At 71.1% G+C, this 16264-nt stretch carries 14 protein-coding genes; 10 read left to right on the top strand and 4 right to left on the bottom strand.

All coding sequences use genetic code 11. The features are described 5' to 3' along the window. Positions 1-144 precede the first annotated feature (144 nt). From uvrC to pgi, 10 genes are all read left to right on the top strand, one after another. A complete protein-coding gene (gene uvrC / locus OYE22_RS26960; RefSeq protein WP_277322814.1) occupies positions 145-2247 on the top strand; it encodes an excinuclease ABC subunit UvrC in 2103 nt (700 codons plus the stop codon). Next, positions 2244-3173: an RNase adapter RapZ gene (gene rapZ, locus OYE22_RS26965; RefSeq protein WP_277322815.1), complete on the top strand. Its 930-nt coding sequence runs from the start codon at positions 2244-2246 to the stop codon at positions 3171-3173. Before uvrC ends, rapZ begins: the two co-directional genes overlap by 4 nt. After that, positions 3170-4216 (top strand): uridine diphosphate-N-acetylglucosamine-binding protein YvcK, encoded by a 1047-nt coding sequence (gene yvcK / locus OYE22_RS26970; RefSeq protein ID WP_277322816.1) that lies wholly within the window; start codon positions 3170-3172, stop codon positions 4214-4216. The genes rapZ and yvcK overlap by 4 nt, the downstream gene beginning before the upstream one ends. Next, positions 4207-5205 (top strand): DNA-binding protein WhiA, encoded by a 999-nt coding sequence (gene whiA / locus OYE22_RS26975; RefSeq protein WP_176161041.1) that lies wholly within the window; start codon positions 4207-4209, stop codon positions 5203-5205. The genes yvcK and whiA overlap by 10 nt, the downstream gene beginning before the upstream one ends. A gap of 340 nt (positions 5206-5545) precedes the next feature. Beyond that, a complete protein-coding gene (gap, locus tag OYE22_RS26980) occupies positions 5546-6550 on the top strand; it encodes a type I glyceraldehyde-3-phosphate dehydrogenase (RefSeq protein WP_277322817.1) in 1005 nt (334 codons plus the stop codon). Positions 6551-6748: 198 nt separating this feature from the next. Continuing rightward, positions 6749-7960 (top strand): phosphoglycerate kinase, encoded by a 1212-nt coding sequence (locus tag OYE22_RS26985; protein ID WP_277322818.1) that lies wholly within the window; start codon positions 6749-6751, stop codon positions 7958-7960. A 5-nt stretch (positions 7961-7965) separates the two neighbouring features. Beyond that, the gene (gene tpiA, locus OYE22_RS26990) at positions 7966-8742 is read left to right on the top strand and encodes a triose-phosphate isomerase (protein ID WP_277322819.1); all 777 of its coding nucleotides are present in this window, start codon (positions 7966-7968) and stop codon (positions 8740-8742) included. Positions 8743-8890: 148 nt separating this feature from the next. Continuing rightward, the gene (gene secG / locus OYE22_RS26995) at positions 8891-9124 is read left to right on the top strand and encodes a preprotein translocase subunit SecG (protein ID WP_176161037.1); all 234 of its coding nucleotides are present in this window, start codon (positions 8891-8893) and stop codon (positions 9122-9124) included. A 165-nt stretch (positions 9125-9289) separates the two neighbouring features. After that, entirely contained in the window at positions 9290-9625 is a 336-nt protein-coding gene (locus tag OYE22_RS27000; RefSeq protein ID WP_176161036.1) for an RNA polymerase-binding protein RbpA, read from the top strand. Between the two features lie 251 nt (positions 9626-9876). Beyond that, positions 9877-11529 (top strand): glucose-6-phosphate isomerase, encoded by a 1653-nt coding sequence (gene pgi, locus OYE22_RS27005; RefSeq protein ID WP_277324341.1) that lies wholly within the window; start codon positions 9877-9879, stop codon positions 11527-11529. 149 nt (positions 11530-11678) lie between these two features. Here the strand turns inward: pgi and pgl are convergent, their stop codons facing one another. From pgl to tal, 4 genes are read right to left on the bottom strand one after another with little or no spacing between them, the layout of a single operon-like run. Further along, positions 11679-12485, bottom strand: a complete 807-nt coding sequence (pgl, locus tag OYE22_RS27010) for a 6-phosphogluconolactonase (RefSeq protein WP_277322820.1) — start codon at positions 12483-12485, stop codon at positions 11679-11681. Further along, entirely contained in the window at positions 12482-13585 is a 1104-nt protein-coding gene (opcA, locus tag OYE22_RS27015) for a glucose-6-phosphate dehydrogenase assembly protein OpcA (RefSeq protein ID WP_277322821.1), read from the bottom strand. Before opcA ends, pgl begins: the two co-directional genes overlap by 4 nt. Further along, positions 13582-15117: a glucose-6-phosphate dehydrogenase gene (gene zwf, locus OYE22_RS27020; protein WP_277322822.1), complete on the bottom strand. Its 1536-nt coding sequence runs from the start codon at positions 15115-15117 to the stop codon at positions 13582-13584. Before zwf ends, opcA begins: the two co-directional genes overlap by 4 nt. Positions 15118-15119: 2 nt before the next feature. Continuing rightward, the gene (gene tal, locus OYE22_RS27025) at positions 15120-16262 is read right to left on the bottom strand and encodes a transaldolase (protein WP_277322823.1); all 1143 of its coding nucleotides are present in this window, start codon (positions 16260-16262) and stop codon (positions 15120-15122) included. Positions 16263-16264: the final 2 nt, after the last annotated feature.

Here is a 16264-nt window from a genome sequence, read left to right on the forward strand (position 1 = left end):
GCGCCGGGGGCGTGCGCCCCGGTGGCGCGGGCGGCGCGCGGCGCGTGAGTGGTGGCTGGCGGCCGTCCCGGGCGGCCGGTGCCCGGCCCGAACCGGTGCCGCACCGAGGACGGACTGTCACTGCCCGCCAGTAGGGTGGTGACCATGGCCGACCCCAGCAGCTACCGACCCAAGCCGGGACAGATCCCCGACTCGCCCGGGGTCTACAAGTTCCGGGACCAGCACGCGCGCGTGATCTACGTCGGCAAGGCGAAGAGCCTGCGCCCGCGGCTGTCCTCGTACTTCCAGGACCTGGCGAACCTCCACCCGCGCACCCGCACCATGGTCACCACGGCCGCCTCCGTCGAGTGGACCGTGGTCTCCACCGAGGTGGAGGCGCTCCAGTTGGAGTACGCGTGGATCAAGGAGTTCGACCCCCGGTTCAACGTCAAGTACCGCGACGACAAGAGCTATCCGTCGCTGGCCGTGACGTTGAACGAGGAGTTCCCCCGGGTGCAGGTGATGCGCGGCCCCAAGCGCAAGGGCGTGCGCTACTTCGGCCCGTACGCCCACGCGTGGGCGATCCGCGAGACCGTCGACCTGATGCTGCGGGTCTTCCCCGTGCGGACCTGCTCCGCCGGGGTGTTCAAGCGCTCGGCCCAGATCGGCCGGCCCTGCCTGCTGGGGTACATCGGCAAGTGCTCCGCGCCCTGCGTGGGCCGGGTGAGCGCCGAGGAACACCGGGCGCTGGCCGACGAGTTCTGCGACTTCATGGCCGGCCGTACCGGCGCCTACATCCGACGCCTCGAGACGCGCATGCGCGAGGCGTCCGAGGAGATGGAGTACGAGCGGGCGGCCCGGCTGCGGGACGACATCGAGGCGCTCAGGCGCGCGATGGAGAAGAACGCCGTCGTCCTCACCGACGCCACCGACGCCGACCTGATGGCGGTCGCCGAGGACGAGTTGGAGGCCGCCGTGCAGATCTTCCACGTGCGCGGCGGGCGCGTGCGCGGACAGCGCGGCTGGGTCACCGACAAGGTCGAGGCCGTGGACACCGCGGGCCTGGTGGCGCACGCGCTGCAGCAGTTGTACGGCGAGGAGAGCGGCGACGCGGTGCCCAAGGAGGTGCTGGTCCCGGTGCTGCCCGAGGACACCGCCGCGCTCAACCAGTGGCTCACCGACCGCCGCGGCGCCGCCGTCTCCCTGCGCATACCCCAGCGCGGCGACAAGAAGGACCTGATGGCGACCGTCGCCAGGAACGCCGAGCAGGCCCTGGTGCTGCACAAGACCAAGCGCGCCTCCGACCTGACCACCCGCTCCCGGGCCCTGGAGGAGATCGCCGAGGCGCTCGGTCTGGACGCCGCGCCGCTGCGGGTCGAGTGCTTCGACATCTCCCACCTGCAGGGCGACGACGTGGTCGCCTCCATGGTGGTCTTCGAGGACGGCCTGCCGCGCAAGAGCGAGTACCGGCGCTTCCAGATCAAGTCCTTCGCCGGCCAGGACGACGTCCGCTCGATGCACGAGGTGATCAGCCGCCGCTTCCGTCGCTACCTCCAGGAGAAGCAGAAGACCGGCGAGTGGGACCTCGCCGACGCGGGCGACGCGCCCGGCGCCCCGGACGCCCCCGACGAGGCGGACCAGGTGAGCGTCGAGGAGCTGACGCCCGCCGGCGCGGCCGCGTCGGGGTCGGTGGCCGACTCCGGCCGCGACGAGGACGGCAGGCCGCGCCGCTTCGCCTACCCGCCGCAGCTCGTGGTCGTGGACGGCGGCCAGCCACAGGTCGCCGCCGCCCAGCGGGCCCTGGACGACCTGGGCATCGACGACGTCGCCGTGTGCGGGCTGGCCAAGCGGCTGGAGGAGGTCTGGCTGCCGGGCGAGGACGACCCGGTCGTGCTGCCCCGCAGCAGCGAGGGGCTGTACCTGCTCCAGCGGGTACGCGACGAGGCGCACCGGTTCGCCATCCGCTACCAGCGCACCAAGCGCGCGGCGAGCTTCAGGGCGGGCCCGCTGGACGCGGTGGCAGGCTTGGGGGAGACCCGCAAGCGCGCCCTGCTCAAGCACTTCGGGTCGGTCAAGCGGCTGCGCGCCGCCACGGTCGACCAGCTCTGCGAGGTGCCCGGCATCGGCCGCAAGACCGCCGAGACCGTCGCAGCGGCCCTGGCACAGGCGGCTCCGGCCGCCCCGGCGGTGAACACCGCCACGGGAGAGATCATTGAAGATGACGCCGCACCCACGGCGGCGGCATCGGAACGGGGGGACACGGCATGAACGCGATCGATGGAGATGAAGTACAGGTGAGTACGGGCATCACGGGCGAGGCCGCCGAACCGGTGGCCATCCCCGAACTGGTGATCATCTCTGGCATGTCGGGCGCCGGCCGCAGCACGGCCGCCAAGTGCCTGGAGGACCTCGGCTGGTTCGTGGTCGACAACCTGCCGCCCGCCCTGATCCCCACCATGGTGGATCTCGGCGCGCGCTCGCAGGGCAACGTCGCGCGGATCGCTGTCGTCGTCGACGTGCGGGGCCGCCGCTTCTTCGACAACCTGCGCGAGTCGCTGGCCGACCTGGAGGCCAAGCACGTCAAGCGCCGCGTGCTGTTCCTGGAGGCGTCCGACGACGCGCTGGTGCGGCGCTTCGAGTCGGTGCGCCGGCCGCACCCGCTCCAGGGCGACGGCCGCATCGTTGACGGCATCGCCGCCGAGCGCGACCTGTTGCGCGAGCTGCGCGGCGACGCCGACCTGGTGATCGACACCTCCAGTCTCAACGTGCACGAGCTGCGGGCCAAGATGGACGCCCAGTTCGCCGGCGACGAGGAACCGGAGCTGCGGGCCACGGTCATGTCCTTCGGCTACAAGTACGGGCTGCCCGTCGACGCCGACCTCGTGGTGGACTGCCGCTTCCTGCCCAACCCGCACTGGGTCCCCGAGCTGCGCCCCTTCACCGGCCTCAACGAGGAGGTCTCCGGCTACGTCTTCAACCAGCCGGGCGCCAAGGAGTTCCTCGACCGGTACGCGGAACTGCTCCAGCTCATCGCGGCCGGGTACCGTCGCGAGGGCAAGCGGTACGTGACCATCGCCGTCGGCTGCACCGGCGGCAAGCACCGCAGCGTGGCCATGTCGGAGAAGCTGGCGACCCGACTGGCCGCCGAGGGAGTGGAGACCGTGATCGTGCACCGGGACATGGGGCGCGAGTGACCGTCCGCTCCCGACGGTTCCGGCGCCTGGTCGGAGCCCGTACCAACCGCGGCGCCCAGCCCAAGGTCGTCGCGCTCGGCGGCGGCCGCGGGCTGTCGGCCTCGCTCGCCGCGCTGCGCCGCATCACCGGCGACCTCACCGCCGTCGTCACGGTCGCCGACGACGGCGGCTCCAGCGGCCGGCTCCGGGACGAGCTCGGCGTGCTGCCCCCCGGTGACCTGCGCAAGGCGCTGGCCGCGCTGTGCGGCGACGACGACTGGGGCCAGACCTGGGCCCGGGTGATCCAGCACCGGTTCGCCAGCGAGGGCGAACTGCACGGGCACGCGGTGGGCAACCTGCTCATCGTGGCCCTGTGGGAACAGCTCGGCGACCACGTCAAGGCCCTGGAGTGGGTGGGCCGGCTGCTGGGCGCGCACGGCCGGGTGCTGCCGATGTCGGCCGTGCCGCTGGAGCTGCAGGCGCTGGTGCGCGGGCACGACCCGCGGCGGCCCGAGGAGATCAGCACCGTCCGCGGGCAGGCGACCGTGGCCCTAACGCCCGGCGAGGTGCAGTCGGTGCACCTGGTGCCGAACGACCCGCCCGCCGTGCCGGAGGCGGTCAGCGCGGTGCTCGACGCCGACTGGGTCGTCCTCGGCCCCGGCTCCTGGTTCTCCTCGGTGATACCGCACCTGCTGGTGCCGGAACTGCTGGAGGCGCTGATCGAGACGAAGGCCCGGCGGGTCCTCTCGTTGAACCTCGCGCCACAACCCGGTGAAACCGACGGCTTCTCTCCGCAGCGTCATTTGGAGGTTTTGGCCCGACACGCCCCTAAACTCGCCCTGGACGTGGTGCTGGCCGACGAGGCCGCCGTGCCCGATCGAGACACCCTCCGAGAAGCCGCGGCGCGGCTCGGCGGCACGGTCGAGCTGGCGCCGGTGGCCGCGCCTGGAAGCTGTTCCCAGCCCGAGGCCGGGGAGGGCACCGCCAGGCACGACCCCGAGCTGTTGGCCGCCGCGTATGACCGTATTTTTCGGATGCATGGAAGGATCGGCCCATGGCGATGACGGCTGCGGTGAAGGACGAGATCTCCCGGCTTCCCGTCACCCGGACGTGCTGCCGGAAAGCGGAGGTCTCCTCGATCCTGCGCTTCGCCGGCGGGCTGCACCTGGTCAGCGGGCGGATCGTGATCGAAGCCGAACTCGATACCGGCATCGCGGCCAGGCGGCTGCGCAAGGACATCCTCGAGATCTTCGGGCACGCCTCCGACCTGGTGGTGATGGCGCCGGGCGGGCTGCGCAGAGGCAGCAGGTACGTGGTGCGGGTGGTGGCGGGCGGCGATCAGCTCGCGCGACAGACCGGGCTGGTCGACGGCCGCGGCCGTCCGATCCGCGGCCTGCCCCCGCAGGTGGTCTCCGGCGCGACCTGCGACGCCGAGGCGGCCTGGCGCGGCGCGTTCCTGGCCCACGGCTCGCTCACCGAGCCCGGCCGCTCGTCCTCCCTTGAGGTGACGTGCCCCGGGCCGGAGGCCGCCCTCGCGCTGGTCGGCGCGGCGCGCCGACTCCAGATCGCGAGCAAGGCGCGCGAGGTGCGCGGCGTTGACCGGGTCGTGGTTCGGGACGGGGACGCGATCGGCGCGCTGTTGACGCGGCTGGGCGCGCACGAGTCGGTGCTGGCCTGGGAGGAGCGCCGGATGCGGCGCGAGGTGCGGGCCACCGCCAACCGGCTGGCCAACTTCGACGACGCCAACCTGCGCCGCTCCGCCCGCGCGGCCGTGGCCGCGGGCGCCCGGGTGCAGCGCGCCCTGGAGATCCTGGGCGAGGAGGTGCCCGAGCACCTGGCCGCCGCCGGCCGGCTGCGCATGGAGCACAAGCAGGCGTCCCTCGAGGAGTTGGGCGCCCTCGCCGATCCGCCGCTGACCAAGGACGCGGTGGCCGGTCGGATCAGGCGACTGCTGGCGATGGCGGACAAGCGTGCCCAGGACCTGGGCATCCCGGGCACCGAGTCCAACCTGGCCGACCTGGGCGAGGAGATGGTGGAAGGCGCCGTCGGCTGACCGGCGCGCCACGCCGCCCGGCGTCGCCGACGCGCGCGGCCCGCGCCCACGCGTCCGCCGTCTCGGGCGGCTCGACCGGGGATGCGCCGGGGGTGTGCCAGGGGTCGTGGCCGGGTACCCGACGGGCCCGGCGGCCCGGCCGCGCCGGGCGCGTGCGAGGGCCCGCTCGGCCGCTTCCCACAAGGGTTGGAACGCCTCGCGGACCCTTGGTATCAGCGCCTGTCCAGCCCCGGTCAAATGTCACGTACGGGTCGCGTACGCGGTAGGGTCGAGGGCGGTCGGGGACATCCCATACAGCTCGCCGGCGTCCAGACCGGCACACCAACGAGGAGATCGGTTCGTGACGATCCGCGTAGGCATCAACGGCTTTGGCCGTATCGGTCGCAATTACTTCCGCGCGCTCCTGGAGCAGGGCGCGGACATCGAGATCGTCGGTGTCAACGACCTGACCGACAACGCCACCCTGGTTCACCTGCTGAAGTACGACTCGATCCTGGGCCGGCTGAAGCAGGACGTCAGCCACACCGAAGACACCATCACGGTGGGCAACCAGACCTTCAAGACGATGGCCGAGCGCGACCCGGCCGCCCTGCCCTGGGGCGAGCTTGGCGCCGACATCGTCATCGAGTCCACCGGCATCTTCACCAAGCGCGACGACGCCGCCAAGCACCTCGCCGCCGGCGCCAAGAAGGTCCTGATCTCCGCGCCCGCCAAGGACGAGGACATCACGATCGTCATGGGCGTCAACCAGGACAAGTACGACCCGGCCCAGCACGACGTCATCTCCAACGCGTCCTGCACCACCAACTGTGTGGCGCCGATGGCCAAGGTCCTCGACGAGAGCTTCGGCATCGTCAAGGGCATGATGACCACGGTGCACGCGTACACCAACGACCAGCGCATTCTGGACTTCCCGCACAAGGACCTGCGTCGCGCCCGCGCCGCCGCCGAGAACATCATCCCCACCTCGACGGGCGCCGCCAAGGCCACCGCCCTGGTCCTCCCGCAGCTCAAGGGCAAGCTGGACGGCATCGCCATGCGCGTGCCCGTGCCCACCGGCTCCGTCACCGACCTCGTGCTCGAACTGAGCCGCGAGGTCTCCAAGGAAGAGGTCAACGCCGCCTTCCAGAAGGCCGCCGAGGGCGAGCTCAAGGGCTACCTGGAGTACACCGAGGACCCCATCGTCTCCTCGGACATCGTCAACTGGCCCGCCTCCTGCACCTTCGACTCCTCGCTGACCATGGCGCAGGGCGCGCAGGTCAAGGTCGTCGGCTGGTACGACAACGAGTGGGGCTACTCCAACCGCCTGGTCGACCTGACCACGTTCGTCGGCGGCCAGCTCTAAGATTCCCCAGCCGCACTGCCCGGCGCGCCCCCGCGACCACCGTGGGGGCGGGCCGAGGGCACGGGGGCGCGGGGTGGTGTCCCCGGCCACCGGGTCACCGAGATGTGTTGCGGACAGGGCTCGGGAGACGCGACGGCGCGTCGTCCGGGCCCTGTCCCATGCAGGCCCACCGTGGAGACTCAAGGAGTCCAGGAAGCAATGAAGACGATCGACGACCTCAGCAAGGACGGTCTGGCGGGCAAGCGGGTGTTCGTCCGCGCCGACCTCAACGTGCCGCTTGAGGGCGCCACCATCACCGACGACGGCCGCATCCGGGCCGTCGCCCCCACGATCGCCAAGCTCGCCGACGCCGGCGCCAAGGTGATCGTCGCCTCGCACCTCGGCCGCCCGGGGGGCGCGTCGGACGAGCGGTACTCGCTCGCCCCGGTCGCGACCCGACTCGGCGAGCTGCTCGGCAAGGACGTCACGTTCGCCACCGACACCGTGGGGGACAGCGCGAAGGCCACCGTCGCCGCTCTGGGCGACGGCGAGGTCACGCTGCTGGAGAACCTCCGCTTCAACGCCGGTGAGACCAGCAAGGACGAGGCCGAGCGGGCCGCCTTCGCCGACCAGCTCGCCGCGCTCGCCGACCTGTACGTCGGCGACGGTTTCGGCGCGGTGCACCGCAAGCACGCCTCGGTCTTCGACCTGCCGGCCAAGCTGCCGCACGCCGCCGGCGACCTGATCGCCACCGAGGTCGGCGTGTTGCGGAAGCTCACGGACGACGTGCGGCGGCCGTACGCGGTCGTCCTCGGCGGCGCCAAGGTCTCCGACAAGCTCGGCGTCATCGACCACCTGCTGGAGAAGGCCGACCGCATCCTCATCGGCGGCGGCATGGTCTACACCTTCCTCAAGGCCCAGGGCCACGAGGTCGGCTCCTCGCTGCTCCAGGAGGACCAGCTCCCGGCCGTCCGCGACTACCTGGCGCGGGCCAAGGAGCGCGGCGTGGAGTTCGTGCTGCCGGTGGACGTGCTGGTCGCGCCCGCCTTCCCGGACCTCGCGGCCAAGGCCGACACCCACCCGGAGACGGTCGCGGCGGACGCCATGCCGGCCGGCAAGATGGGCCTGGACATCGGCCCGGAGACCCGCAAGCTGTACGCATCGAAGCTCGCCGACGCGGCCACCGTCTTCTGGAACGGGCCCATGGGCGTCTTCGAGCACCCCGACTACGCCGACGGCACCAAGGCCGTCGCCCAGGCGCTTCTCGACAGCTCGGCCTTCTCGGTGGTCGGCGGCGGGGACTCGGCCGCGGCCGTGCGCATCCTGGGCTTCGACGAGAACGCTTTCGGCCACATTTCGACCGGTGGCGGCGCCAGCCTCGAATACCTCGAAGGCAAGACGCTCCCCGGCCTCGCCGCACTGGAGGACTGAACACCGTGAGTGACCGCACCCCGCTGATGGCGGGCAACTGGAAGATGAACCTCAACCACCTTGAGGCCATCGCGCACGTCCAGAAGCTCGCCTTCGCGCTCGCCGACAAGGACTACGACACCGTCGAGGTCGCCGTCCTGCCGCCCTTCACCGACCTGCGGTCGGTGCAGACGCTGGTCGACGGCGACAAGCTCAAGATCAGGTACGGCGCCCAGGACATCTCGGCGCACGACTCCGGCGCGTACACCGGTGAGATCTCCGGCCCGATGCTGGCCAAGCTCAAGTGCACGTACGCGGCCGTCGGGCACTCCGAGCGCCGCCAGTACCACGGCGAGACCGACCAGGTCTGCAACGCCAAGGTCAAGGCCGCCTACAAGCACGGCATCACGCCCATCCTGTGCGTGGGCGAGGGCCTTGAGGTGCGCAAGGCCGGGCAGCACGTGCCGCACACGCTCGCGCAGGTGGACGGGGCGCTGGAGGACCTGCCGGCCGAGCAGGCCGAGTCCATCGTCATCGCCTACGAGCCGGTCTGGGCGATCGGCACCGGCGAGGTGGCCACGCCCGAGGACGCGCAGGAGGTCTGCTCGGCCATCCGCAAGCGCCTCGCGGAGCTCTACAACAAGGACCTCGCCGACAAGGTGCGCATCCAGTACGGCGGCTCGGTCAAGGCGGCCAACATCGCCGCGATCATGGCCAAGCCCGACGTGGACGGCGCGCTGATCGGCGGCGCGGCGCTCGACGCGGACGAGTTCGTCAAGATCGTCCGCTTCCGCGACCAGTAGCAGCTATGACGACGGGGCTACCCCGTCGTACCCTGTCGGGGCCGGGACCGGCGTTAACACGCTGTCCGGCCCCGACGGCGTTCAACGGTTCCATCAGTTTCATCAGATCGTTTTCAGAATTCTTGCATCCCAGAGAGTTGGTCCAGCCGTGGAAACTGGGTTCTCAATCGCCCTCATCATCTTCAGTGGGCTGTTGATGATGCTCGTGCTCATGCACAAGGGAAAGGGTGGCGGCCTGTCCGACATGTTCGGTGGCGGAATGCAGTCCTCTGTCGGCGGCTCTTCTGTCGCCGAGCGTAACCTTGACCGGATCACCGTTGTGGTCGGTCTGCTGTGGTTCGCATGCATCGTCGTGCTCGGCGTGCTGATGAAGCTGGATTAACTGACACACCGTCGTAAGCGCAGCCTATTATTGGGCTTGCGTCCTCGGGGGCGGGGTGTAACTCCTGTCGCTGGACGCGCGTTGGGCCTTACATAGACTGGGGCGCCCGGCAGCGGAGCCGCCTATCGGATGCTTCGCGGCACCATCACGCAGGGAGTTACAACCGTGGCAAGTGGCAACGCGATCCGAGGAAGTCGGGTCGGAGCGGGGCCGATGGGGGAGGCGGAGCGAGGCGAGTCAGCGCCGCGCCTCCGCATTTCCTTCTGGTGCTCGAACGGGCACGAGACTCAGCCGAGCTTCGCCAGCGATGCGCAGATTCCCGAAACATGGGACTGTCCGCGCTGCGGCTTCCCCGCCGGAAAGGACCGGGAGAACCCGCCGGACCCGCCGCGCACCGAGCCGTACAAGACGCACCTCGCCTACGTGCGGGAGCGGCGCAGCGACGCGGACGGCGAGGCGATCCTCGCGGAGGCGCTGGCCAAGCTCCGCGGCGAGATCTGACGGACCGCAGGGCCGCCCCGCACGGACCCCGTCCGGCACCCGGGTCGTGACCGCCACGCAGCGCACGTCCCCTCCGGCATCGACAGGGCCCGGCAGCACTTCCCCCGCGGGGGGCGCGCTGCCGGGCCCTCGTCGTGCGCCGGAGTCCGATGTCGTGCGTCGGGTCGCGATGACGACGTACCACCGCCCTGATCAACTAGGTTGGGCGACGCTGGCGCGCAATGACGAGAAGAATAGGGCTGATGTCCGAGATGAACGCTGAAGGCCGAACCCGGCTCGACCAGATGCCGGAGTGGATCGCGCTGGGAGAACACCGAGAGCAGCTCGGGGAGGTGCGCCTGCGCGAGGTGTTCGCGGCCGACCCCACGCGCGGTGAGCGCTACGCCCTCCAGGTCGGCGATCTCTACCTGGACTACTCCAAGCACCTGGTGACCGACGAGACGCTGCGGCTGCTGCGGGCGCTGGCCGCGGCGAGCGGCGTCGCCGAGCTGCGGGACGCGATGTTCCGCGGCGACAAGATCAACGTCACCGAGGACCGCTCCGTGCTCCACACGGCGCTGCGGGCCCCGCTGTCGAAAGTCGTCGAGTCCGACGGCGAGAACGTGGTGCCCGCCGTGCACGCGGTGCTCACCAAGATGGCGACCTTCTCCGACCGCGTCCGCTCGGGTGACTGGACCGGTCACACCGGTAAGCGGATCAGGACGGTCGTCAATATCGGTATCGGCGGCTCCGACCTGGGCCCCGCCATGGCCTATGACGCGCTGCGCGCGTACAGCGCACGCCACCTGGATTTCCGTTTCGTATCCAATGTGGACGGCGCCGACCTGCACGAGGCAATCCGCGATCTGGACGCGGCCGAGACGCTGTTCATCGTGGCCTCCAAGACCTTTACCACCATCGAGACGATCACCAATGCCACCTCCGCCCGCGACTGGCTGCTGACCGAGCTGGGGGCCGGCCAGGAAGCGGTGGCCAAGCACTTCGTCGCGCTGTCCACCAACGCGGAGAAGGTCGCCGAATTCGGCATCGATCCGGCCAACATGTTCGAGTTCTGGGACTGGGTCGGTGGACGTTACTCGTACGACTCCGCCATCGGGCTCTCCCTGATGATCGCCATCGGTCACGACCGGTTCCGGGAGATGCTCGCGGGCTTCCACCTGATCGACGAGCATTTCCTCAACGCGCCGCCCGAGGAGAACGTGCCGCTCCTCCTCGGCCTGCTCGGCGTCTGGTACGGCGGCTTCCACGACGCCCAGTCGCACGCGGTCCTGCCGTACAGCCACTACCTGTCCAAGTTCACGGCCTACCTCCAGCAGCTCGACATGGAGTCCAACGGCAAGTCGGTGGACCGCGCGGGCCGGCCGGTGACCTGGCAGACCGGGCCCGTGGTGTGGGGCACGCCCGGCACCAACGGCCAGCACGCCTACTACCAGTTGCTGCACCAGGGCACCAAGCTCATCCCCGCGGACCTGATCGGCTTCGCCAAGCCGGTGGACGACCTGCGGCCCGGCCTCGTGGACCAGCACGACCTGCTCATGGCCAACCTGTTCGCGCAGGGCCAGGCGCTGGCGTTCGGCAAGACGGCCGACGAGGTCAGGGCGGAGGGCGTGGCCGAGGAACTCGTGCCGCACAAGACGTTCCATGGCAACCGGCCGACCACCACCATCCTCGCCAGCGAGCTGACGCCCTCGGTGCTCGGACAGTTGATCGCGCTCTACGAGCACAAGGTCTTCGTGCAGGGCGCCATCTGGAACATCGACTCCTTCGACCAGTGGGGCGTCGAACTCGGCAAGGTCCTGGCCAAGCGGGTCGAGCCGGCACTGCGCGCCGCCGAACAGGTACCCGGCCTCGACAACTCGACGGCGACCCTGGTGTCCAAGTACCGGGCGCTGCGCGGGCGTTGAGTTCGTCGAGGCCGAGTCGGTAGCCGGGCCGCGCGGTAGCGAAAAGCGCCCGGCCGCCACTCCGTGTGAGGGGCGGCGGCCGGGCGCTCTCGCGTCGCTCGCGGGGCGGTCGGGCGTTGGCTCCGGCCGGTCACGAGCGGCGTGGTCGCTCAGGGCGAGGACGGCGGATACAGGCCGCGGGGCAGCTCGGCCGCCGCGCTCTGGTCGAGGAGCCACAGGGTGCGGCTCTGCCCGCGCGCGCCCGCGGCCGGGGCCTGCACCTCGCCGGCCCCCGAGAGGGCTATGGCCACGGCCCCCGCCTTGTCGCCGCCCGCGGCGAGCAGCCACACCTCACGGGCCGCGCGGATCGCCGGCAGCGTCAGGGAGATCCGGGTGGGCGGCGGCTTGGGCGCGCCGTGCACGCCGACCACCGTCCGCTCGGTCTCCCGCACCGCGGGCAGCTCCGGGAAGAGCGAGGCGACGTGCGTGTCCGGGCCGACGCCGAGGAGCAGCACGTCGAAGGCCGGTACGCCGCGACCGCCGGCGCCGGCCGGTGGCGACGCGGTCTCCCGCGCGGCGGCGGTGGCCAGCTCCGCGGCGTACGCGGCGGCCGCCCCGTCGGCGTCCCCGGTGTAGGCGCCGTCGGACGCCGGCATCGGGTGCACCCGGGCCGGGTCGAGCGGCACCGCGTCCAGCAACGCCTGGCGGGCCTGGGTCACGTTGCGCTCCGGGTCGCCCTCCGGCAGGAACCGCTCGTCGCCCCACCACAGATCAAGCCGCGACCAGTCGATCGCGTCCCGCGCCGGCGACTCGGCCAGCGCCGCCAACAGCCCGTTGCCGTTGCGGCCGCCGGTGAGGACGACCGAGGCCGAACCCCGGGCGGCCTGCGCGTCGACCACCCGGGTGATCAGCCGCGCGGCGGCGGCCCGGGCCATCAGCTCCTTGTCGCGGTGGACCACGATCTGCGGCGCACTCACGTGGACGCCGCCTTCCTGGCCGAAGACGAGGCGGCCTTCTTCTTGCCCGACTTGGTCGCGGCCTCGGCCCCGTCCCCGCCCTCGCCCTCCGGCGCGGCCTCAGCCGGCGCGGTGGGCGCGGCGGACTCACCGCGCGCGGCGCCGGCCTTGGCGGCGCCCTTGGCCGCCGAGGCACCCGCGCCCAGCCGCTGCACGCCGTACTTGACGGCGGCGGCGTACGTCTCGTCCGGGTCCAGGCGCCGCAGTTCCTCGGCGATCAGCTCGGCGGTGTCGCGCCGGTGCAGCGCCACGTGCCGGTCGGGTTGACCCGGCATCGCCAGCTCGGCCAGCGAGCCGTCCGCGCGGTCCAGGCAGATCGTGCCGTCGGCCGTCTCCAGGCGCACCGCCGTGAGCCCGGGCCCCTCGGAGACGGTCCGCTCGACCGGCACCCCCAGCCGGTCGGCGAGCCAGAGCGCCAACAGCTCGCTGCTCGGGTTGTACGCCTCGCCCTCGACCGAGGCCGAGGTGATCGGCGCGTGCTTCTGGTCCAGGGCCGCCGCCAACACGCTGCGCCAGGGGGTGATCCGGGTCCAGGCCAGGTCCGTGTCGCCGGGGGTGTAGGTGCCCGCCCGCAGGGCGAGCGTGGCGACCGGGTCCTCGGTGGCCTGGGCGTCGGTGATGCGGCGCGCGGCGAGCTGGCCGAGCAGGTCATCGCTCGGGTTCTCCGGCGCGTCCTCCGGCCACCAGACCACGACCGGCGCGTCGGGCAGCAGCAGCGGCAGCACGGCCGAGTGGGCGTGGCTGGCCAACTCGCCGTGCAGGCGCAGCAGCACCGTTTCGCCGGTGTTGCTCTCACCGCCCACCCGGACCTCGGCGTCGAGCCGGGCGATCTTGCGGTCGCGTGGCGAGCGCCCGGGCCGGCGGATGACGACCAGGATGCGCGAGGGGTGTTCCTTGGACGCCTCGCTCGCGGCCTTGAGCGCGTCGTAGTGGTTGCCCTCGTCGGTGACGATCACCAACGTGAGCACCATCCCGACCGCCGGCGTCCCGCTGGCCCGGCGCGCCCGCACCAGTGCGGAGTTGATCTGGCTGGACGTGGTGTCCGTGAGATCGATGTTCATGGCCGCCGCCAGCTCCGTCCGTCTCGTGCGAGCATCTCGTCCGCCGCCTTGGGTCCCCAGGTCCCGGCGGTGTACTCCTCCGGCCTGCCGTGCCGGTCCCAGTACGCCTCGATCGGGTCGAGGATGCGCCAGGACTCCTCGACCTCCTGGTGGCGGGGGAAGAGGTTGGCGTCGCCGAGCAGCACGTCGAGCAGCAGTCGCTCGTACGCCTCGGGGCTGGATTCAGTGAAGGACTCGCCGTAGGCGAAGTCCATGGTCACGTCCCGGATCTCCATCGAGGTGCCAGGCACCTTGGAGCCGAACCGGATCGTCACGCCCTCGTCCGGCTGCACCCGGATGACCAGGGCGTTCTGCCCCAGCTCCTGGGTGTCGGTGGTGTCGAAGGGGGAGTGCGGGGCGCGCTGGAAGACCACCGCGATCTCGGTGACCCGGCGGCCGAGGCGCTTGCCGGTGCGCAGGTAGAACGGGACGCCCGCCCAGCGACGGTTGTCGATGCCCAGCTTGATGGCGGCGTACGTGTCGGTCTTGGACTGCGGGTCGATGCCCTCTTCCTCGAGGTAGCCGCAGACCTCGGTGCCGCCCTGCCAGCCGTGCGTGTACTGGCCTCGCACGGTGTGCCGGCCCAGGTCGTGCGGCAGCTTGACGGCCGTGAGCACCTTGAGCTTCTCGGTGACCAGGGCCTTGGCGTCGAAAGACGCCGGCTCCTCCATCGCGGTCAGCGCGAGGAGCTGGAGCAGGTGGTTCTGGATCACGTCACGGGCGGAGCCGATGCCGTCGTAGTACCCGGCCCGACCGCCGATGCCGATGTCCTCGGCCATGGTGATCTGCACGTGGTCCACGTACGAGCGGTTCCACAGCGGCTCGAACATCGTGTTGGCGAAGCGCAGCGCCAGGATGTTCTGGACCGTCTCCTTGCCCAGGTAGTGGTCGATGCGGAAGACGTCGCTCGGCCGGAAGACCTGGTGCACGACCTGGTTGAGCTCCTGCGCGCTGGCCAGGTCGTGCCCGAAGGGCTTCTCGATGACCGCGCGCCGCCAGGAGTCGCCCTGGCCCTCGGACAGGCCGTGCTTCTTGAGCTGCTCGACGACGGTGGGGAAGAACTTGGGCGGCACCGACAGGTAGAAGGCGAAGTTGCCGCCCGTGCCGCGCGCCGCGTCCAGCTCCTCGATGGTGGCCTTGAGCTGCTTGAACGCCTCGTCGTCGGAGAACTCGCCGGGGACGAAGCGGAAGCCCTCGGCCAACTGCTGCCAGACCTCCTCGCGGAACGGAGTCCTGGCGTGCTCCTTGACCGCGTCGTGCACGACCTGGGCGAAGTCCTCGTCCTCCCAGTCACGCCGGGCGAACCCGATGAGGGAGAAGCCTGGGGGCAGCAGTCCGCGATTGGCCAGATCGTAAACGGCCGGCATCAGCTTTTTACGCGACAAATCGCCCGTGACGCCGAAGATGACCAGGCCCGACGGCCCCGCGATGCGCGGGAGCCGTCGGTCTTGGGCGTCACGCAGCGGGTTGTCACCGCGTGCGGGTTCAGACAAGGTCAGTCCTTCGCCGGAGTGAGGCGCGCCAGCTCCGCCTCGGTGGACTTCAGCAGGTCGGTCCAGGACGCCTCGAACTTCTCGACGCCCTCCTCTTCGAGTACCCGCACCACGTCGTCGTAGCTGACCCCGAGGCCGGCGAGGGCGTCCAGGTCGGCCCGCGACTGCGCGTACGTGGCGCGCACGGTGTCGCCGGTGATCTCGCCGCGCGCGGCGGTGGCCTCCAGCGTGGCCTCCGGCATGGTGTTGACCGTGCCCGGGGCGACCAGGTCGTCCACGTACAGCGTGTCCTTGTACGCCGGGTCCTTCACGCCGGTCGAGGCCCACAGCGGGCGCTGCCGGTTGGCGTGCGCCTTCTCCAGCGCGGCGAACCGCTCCGACGGCGCGACCGAGCCGTCCACGGAGCCGAAGACCTCCTCGTACGCCTGGTAGGCGAGCCGGGCGTTGGCGAGGGCGGCCTTGCCCTTGAGCTGCTTGGCCTCCTCGGTGCCCAGGTCGTCCAGGCGCTTGTCGATCTCGGTGTCGACCCGGGAGACGAAGAACGACGCCACCGAGTGGATCTTGGCGAGGTCGAGCCCGGCGGCCTTGGCCTTCTCCAGGCCCGCCAGGTAGGCGTCCATGACCTCGCGGTAGCGCTCAAGGGAGAAGATCAGCGTGACGTTGACGCTGATGCCGCGGCCGATGGTCTCGGTGATCGCCGGAAGGCCCGCCTTGGTCGCCGGGATCTTGATCAGCGTGTTCGGCCGGTCCACCAGCCAGGCGAGCTGCTTGGCCTCGGCGACGGTGGCGTCCGTACGGTGCGCCATGCGGGGGTCCACCTCGATGGAGACCCGGCCGTCCTGCCCCTCGGTCGCGTCGAAGATCGGCCGCAGGATGTCGGCGGCGTCCCGGACGTCCGCCGTGGTGATCATGCGGACGGCCTCTTCGACGGTCACCCCGCGCACCGCGAGGTCGGCGAGCTGCTGCTCGTACCCGTCGCCCTTGGAGATGGCCTTCTGGAAGATCGACGGGTTGGTCGTGACGCCGACGACGTGCTGCTGGTCGATCAGCTCGGCGAGGTTGCCAGAGGTGATCCGCTTGCGGGACAGGTCGTCCAGCCAGATCGCGACGCCTGCGTCCGAGAGGCGCTTGAGTGCGTCTGTCATGG

It is taken from the genome of Streptomyces sp. 71268 (genome assembly GCF_029392895.1).
Taxonomy (GTDB): domain Bacteria; phylum Actinomycetota; class Actinomycetes; order Streptomycetales; family Streptomycetaceae; genus Streptomyces.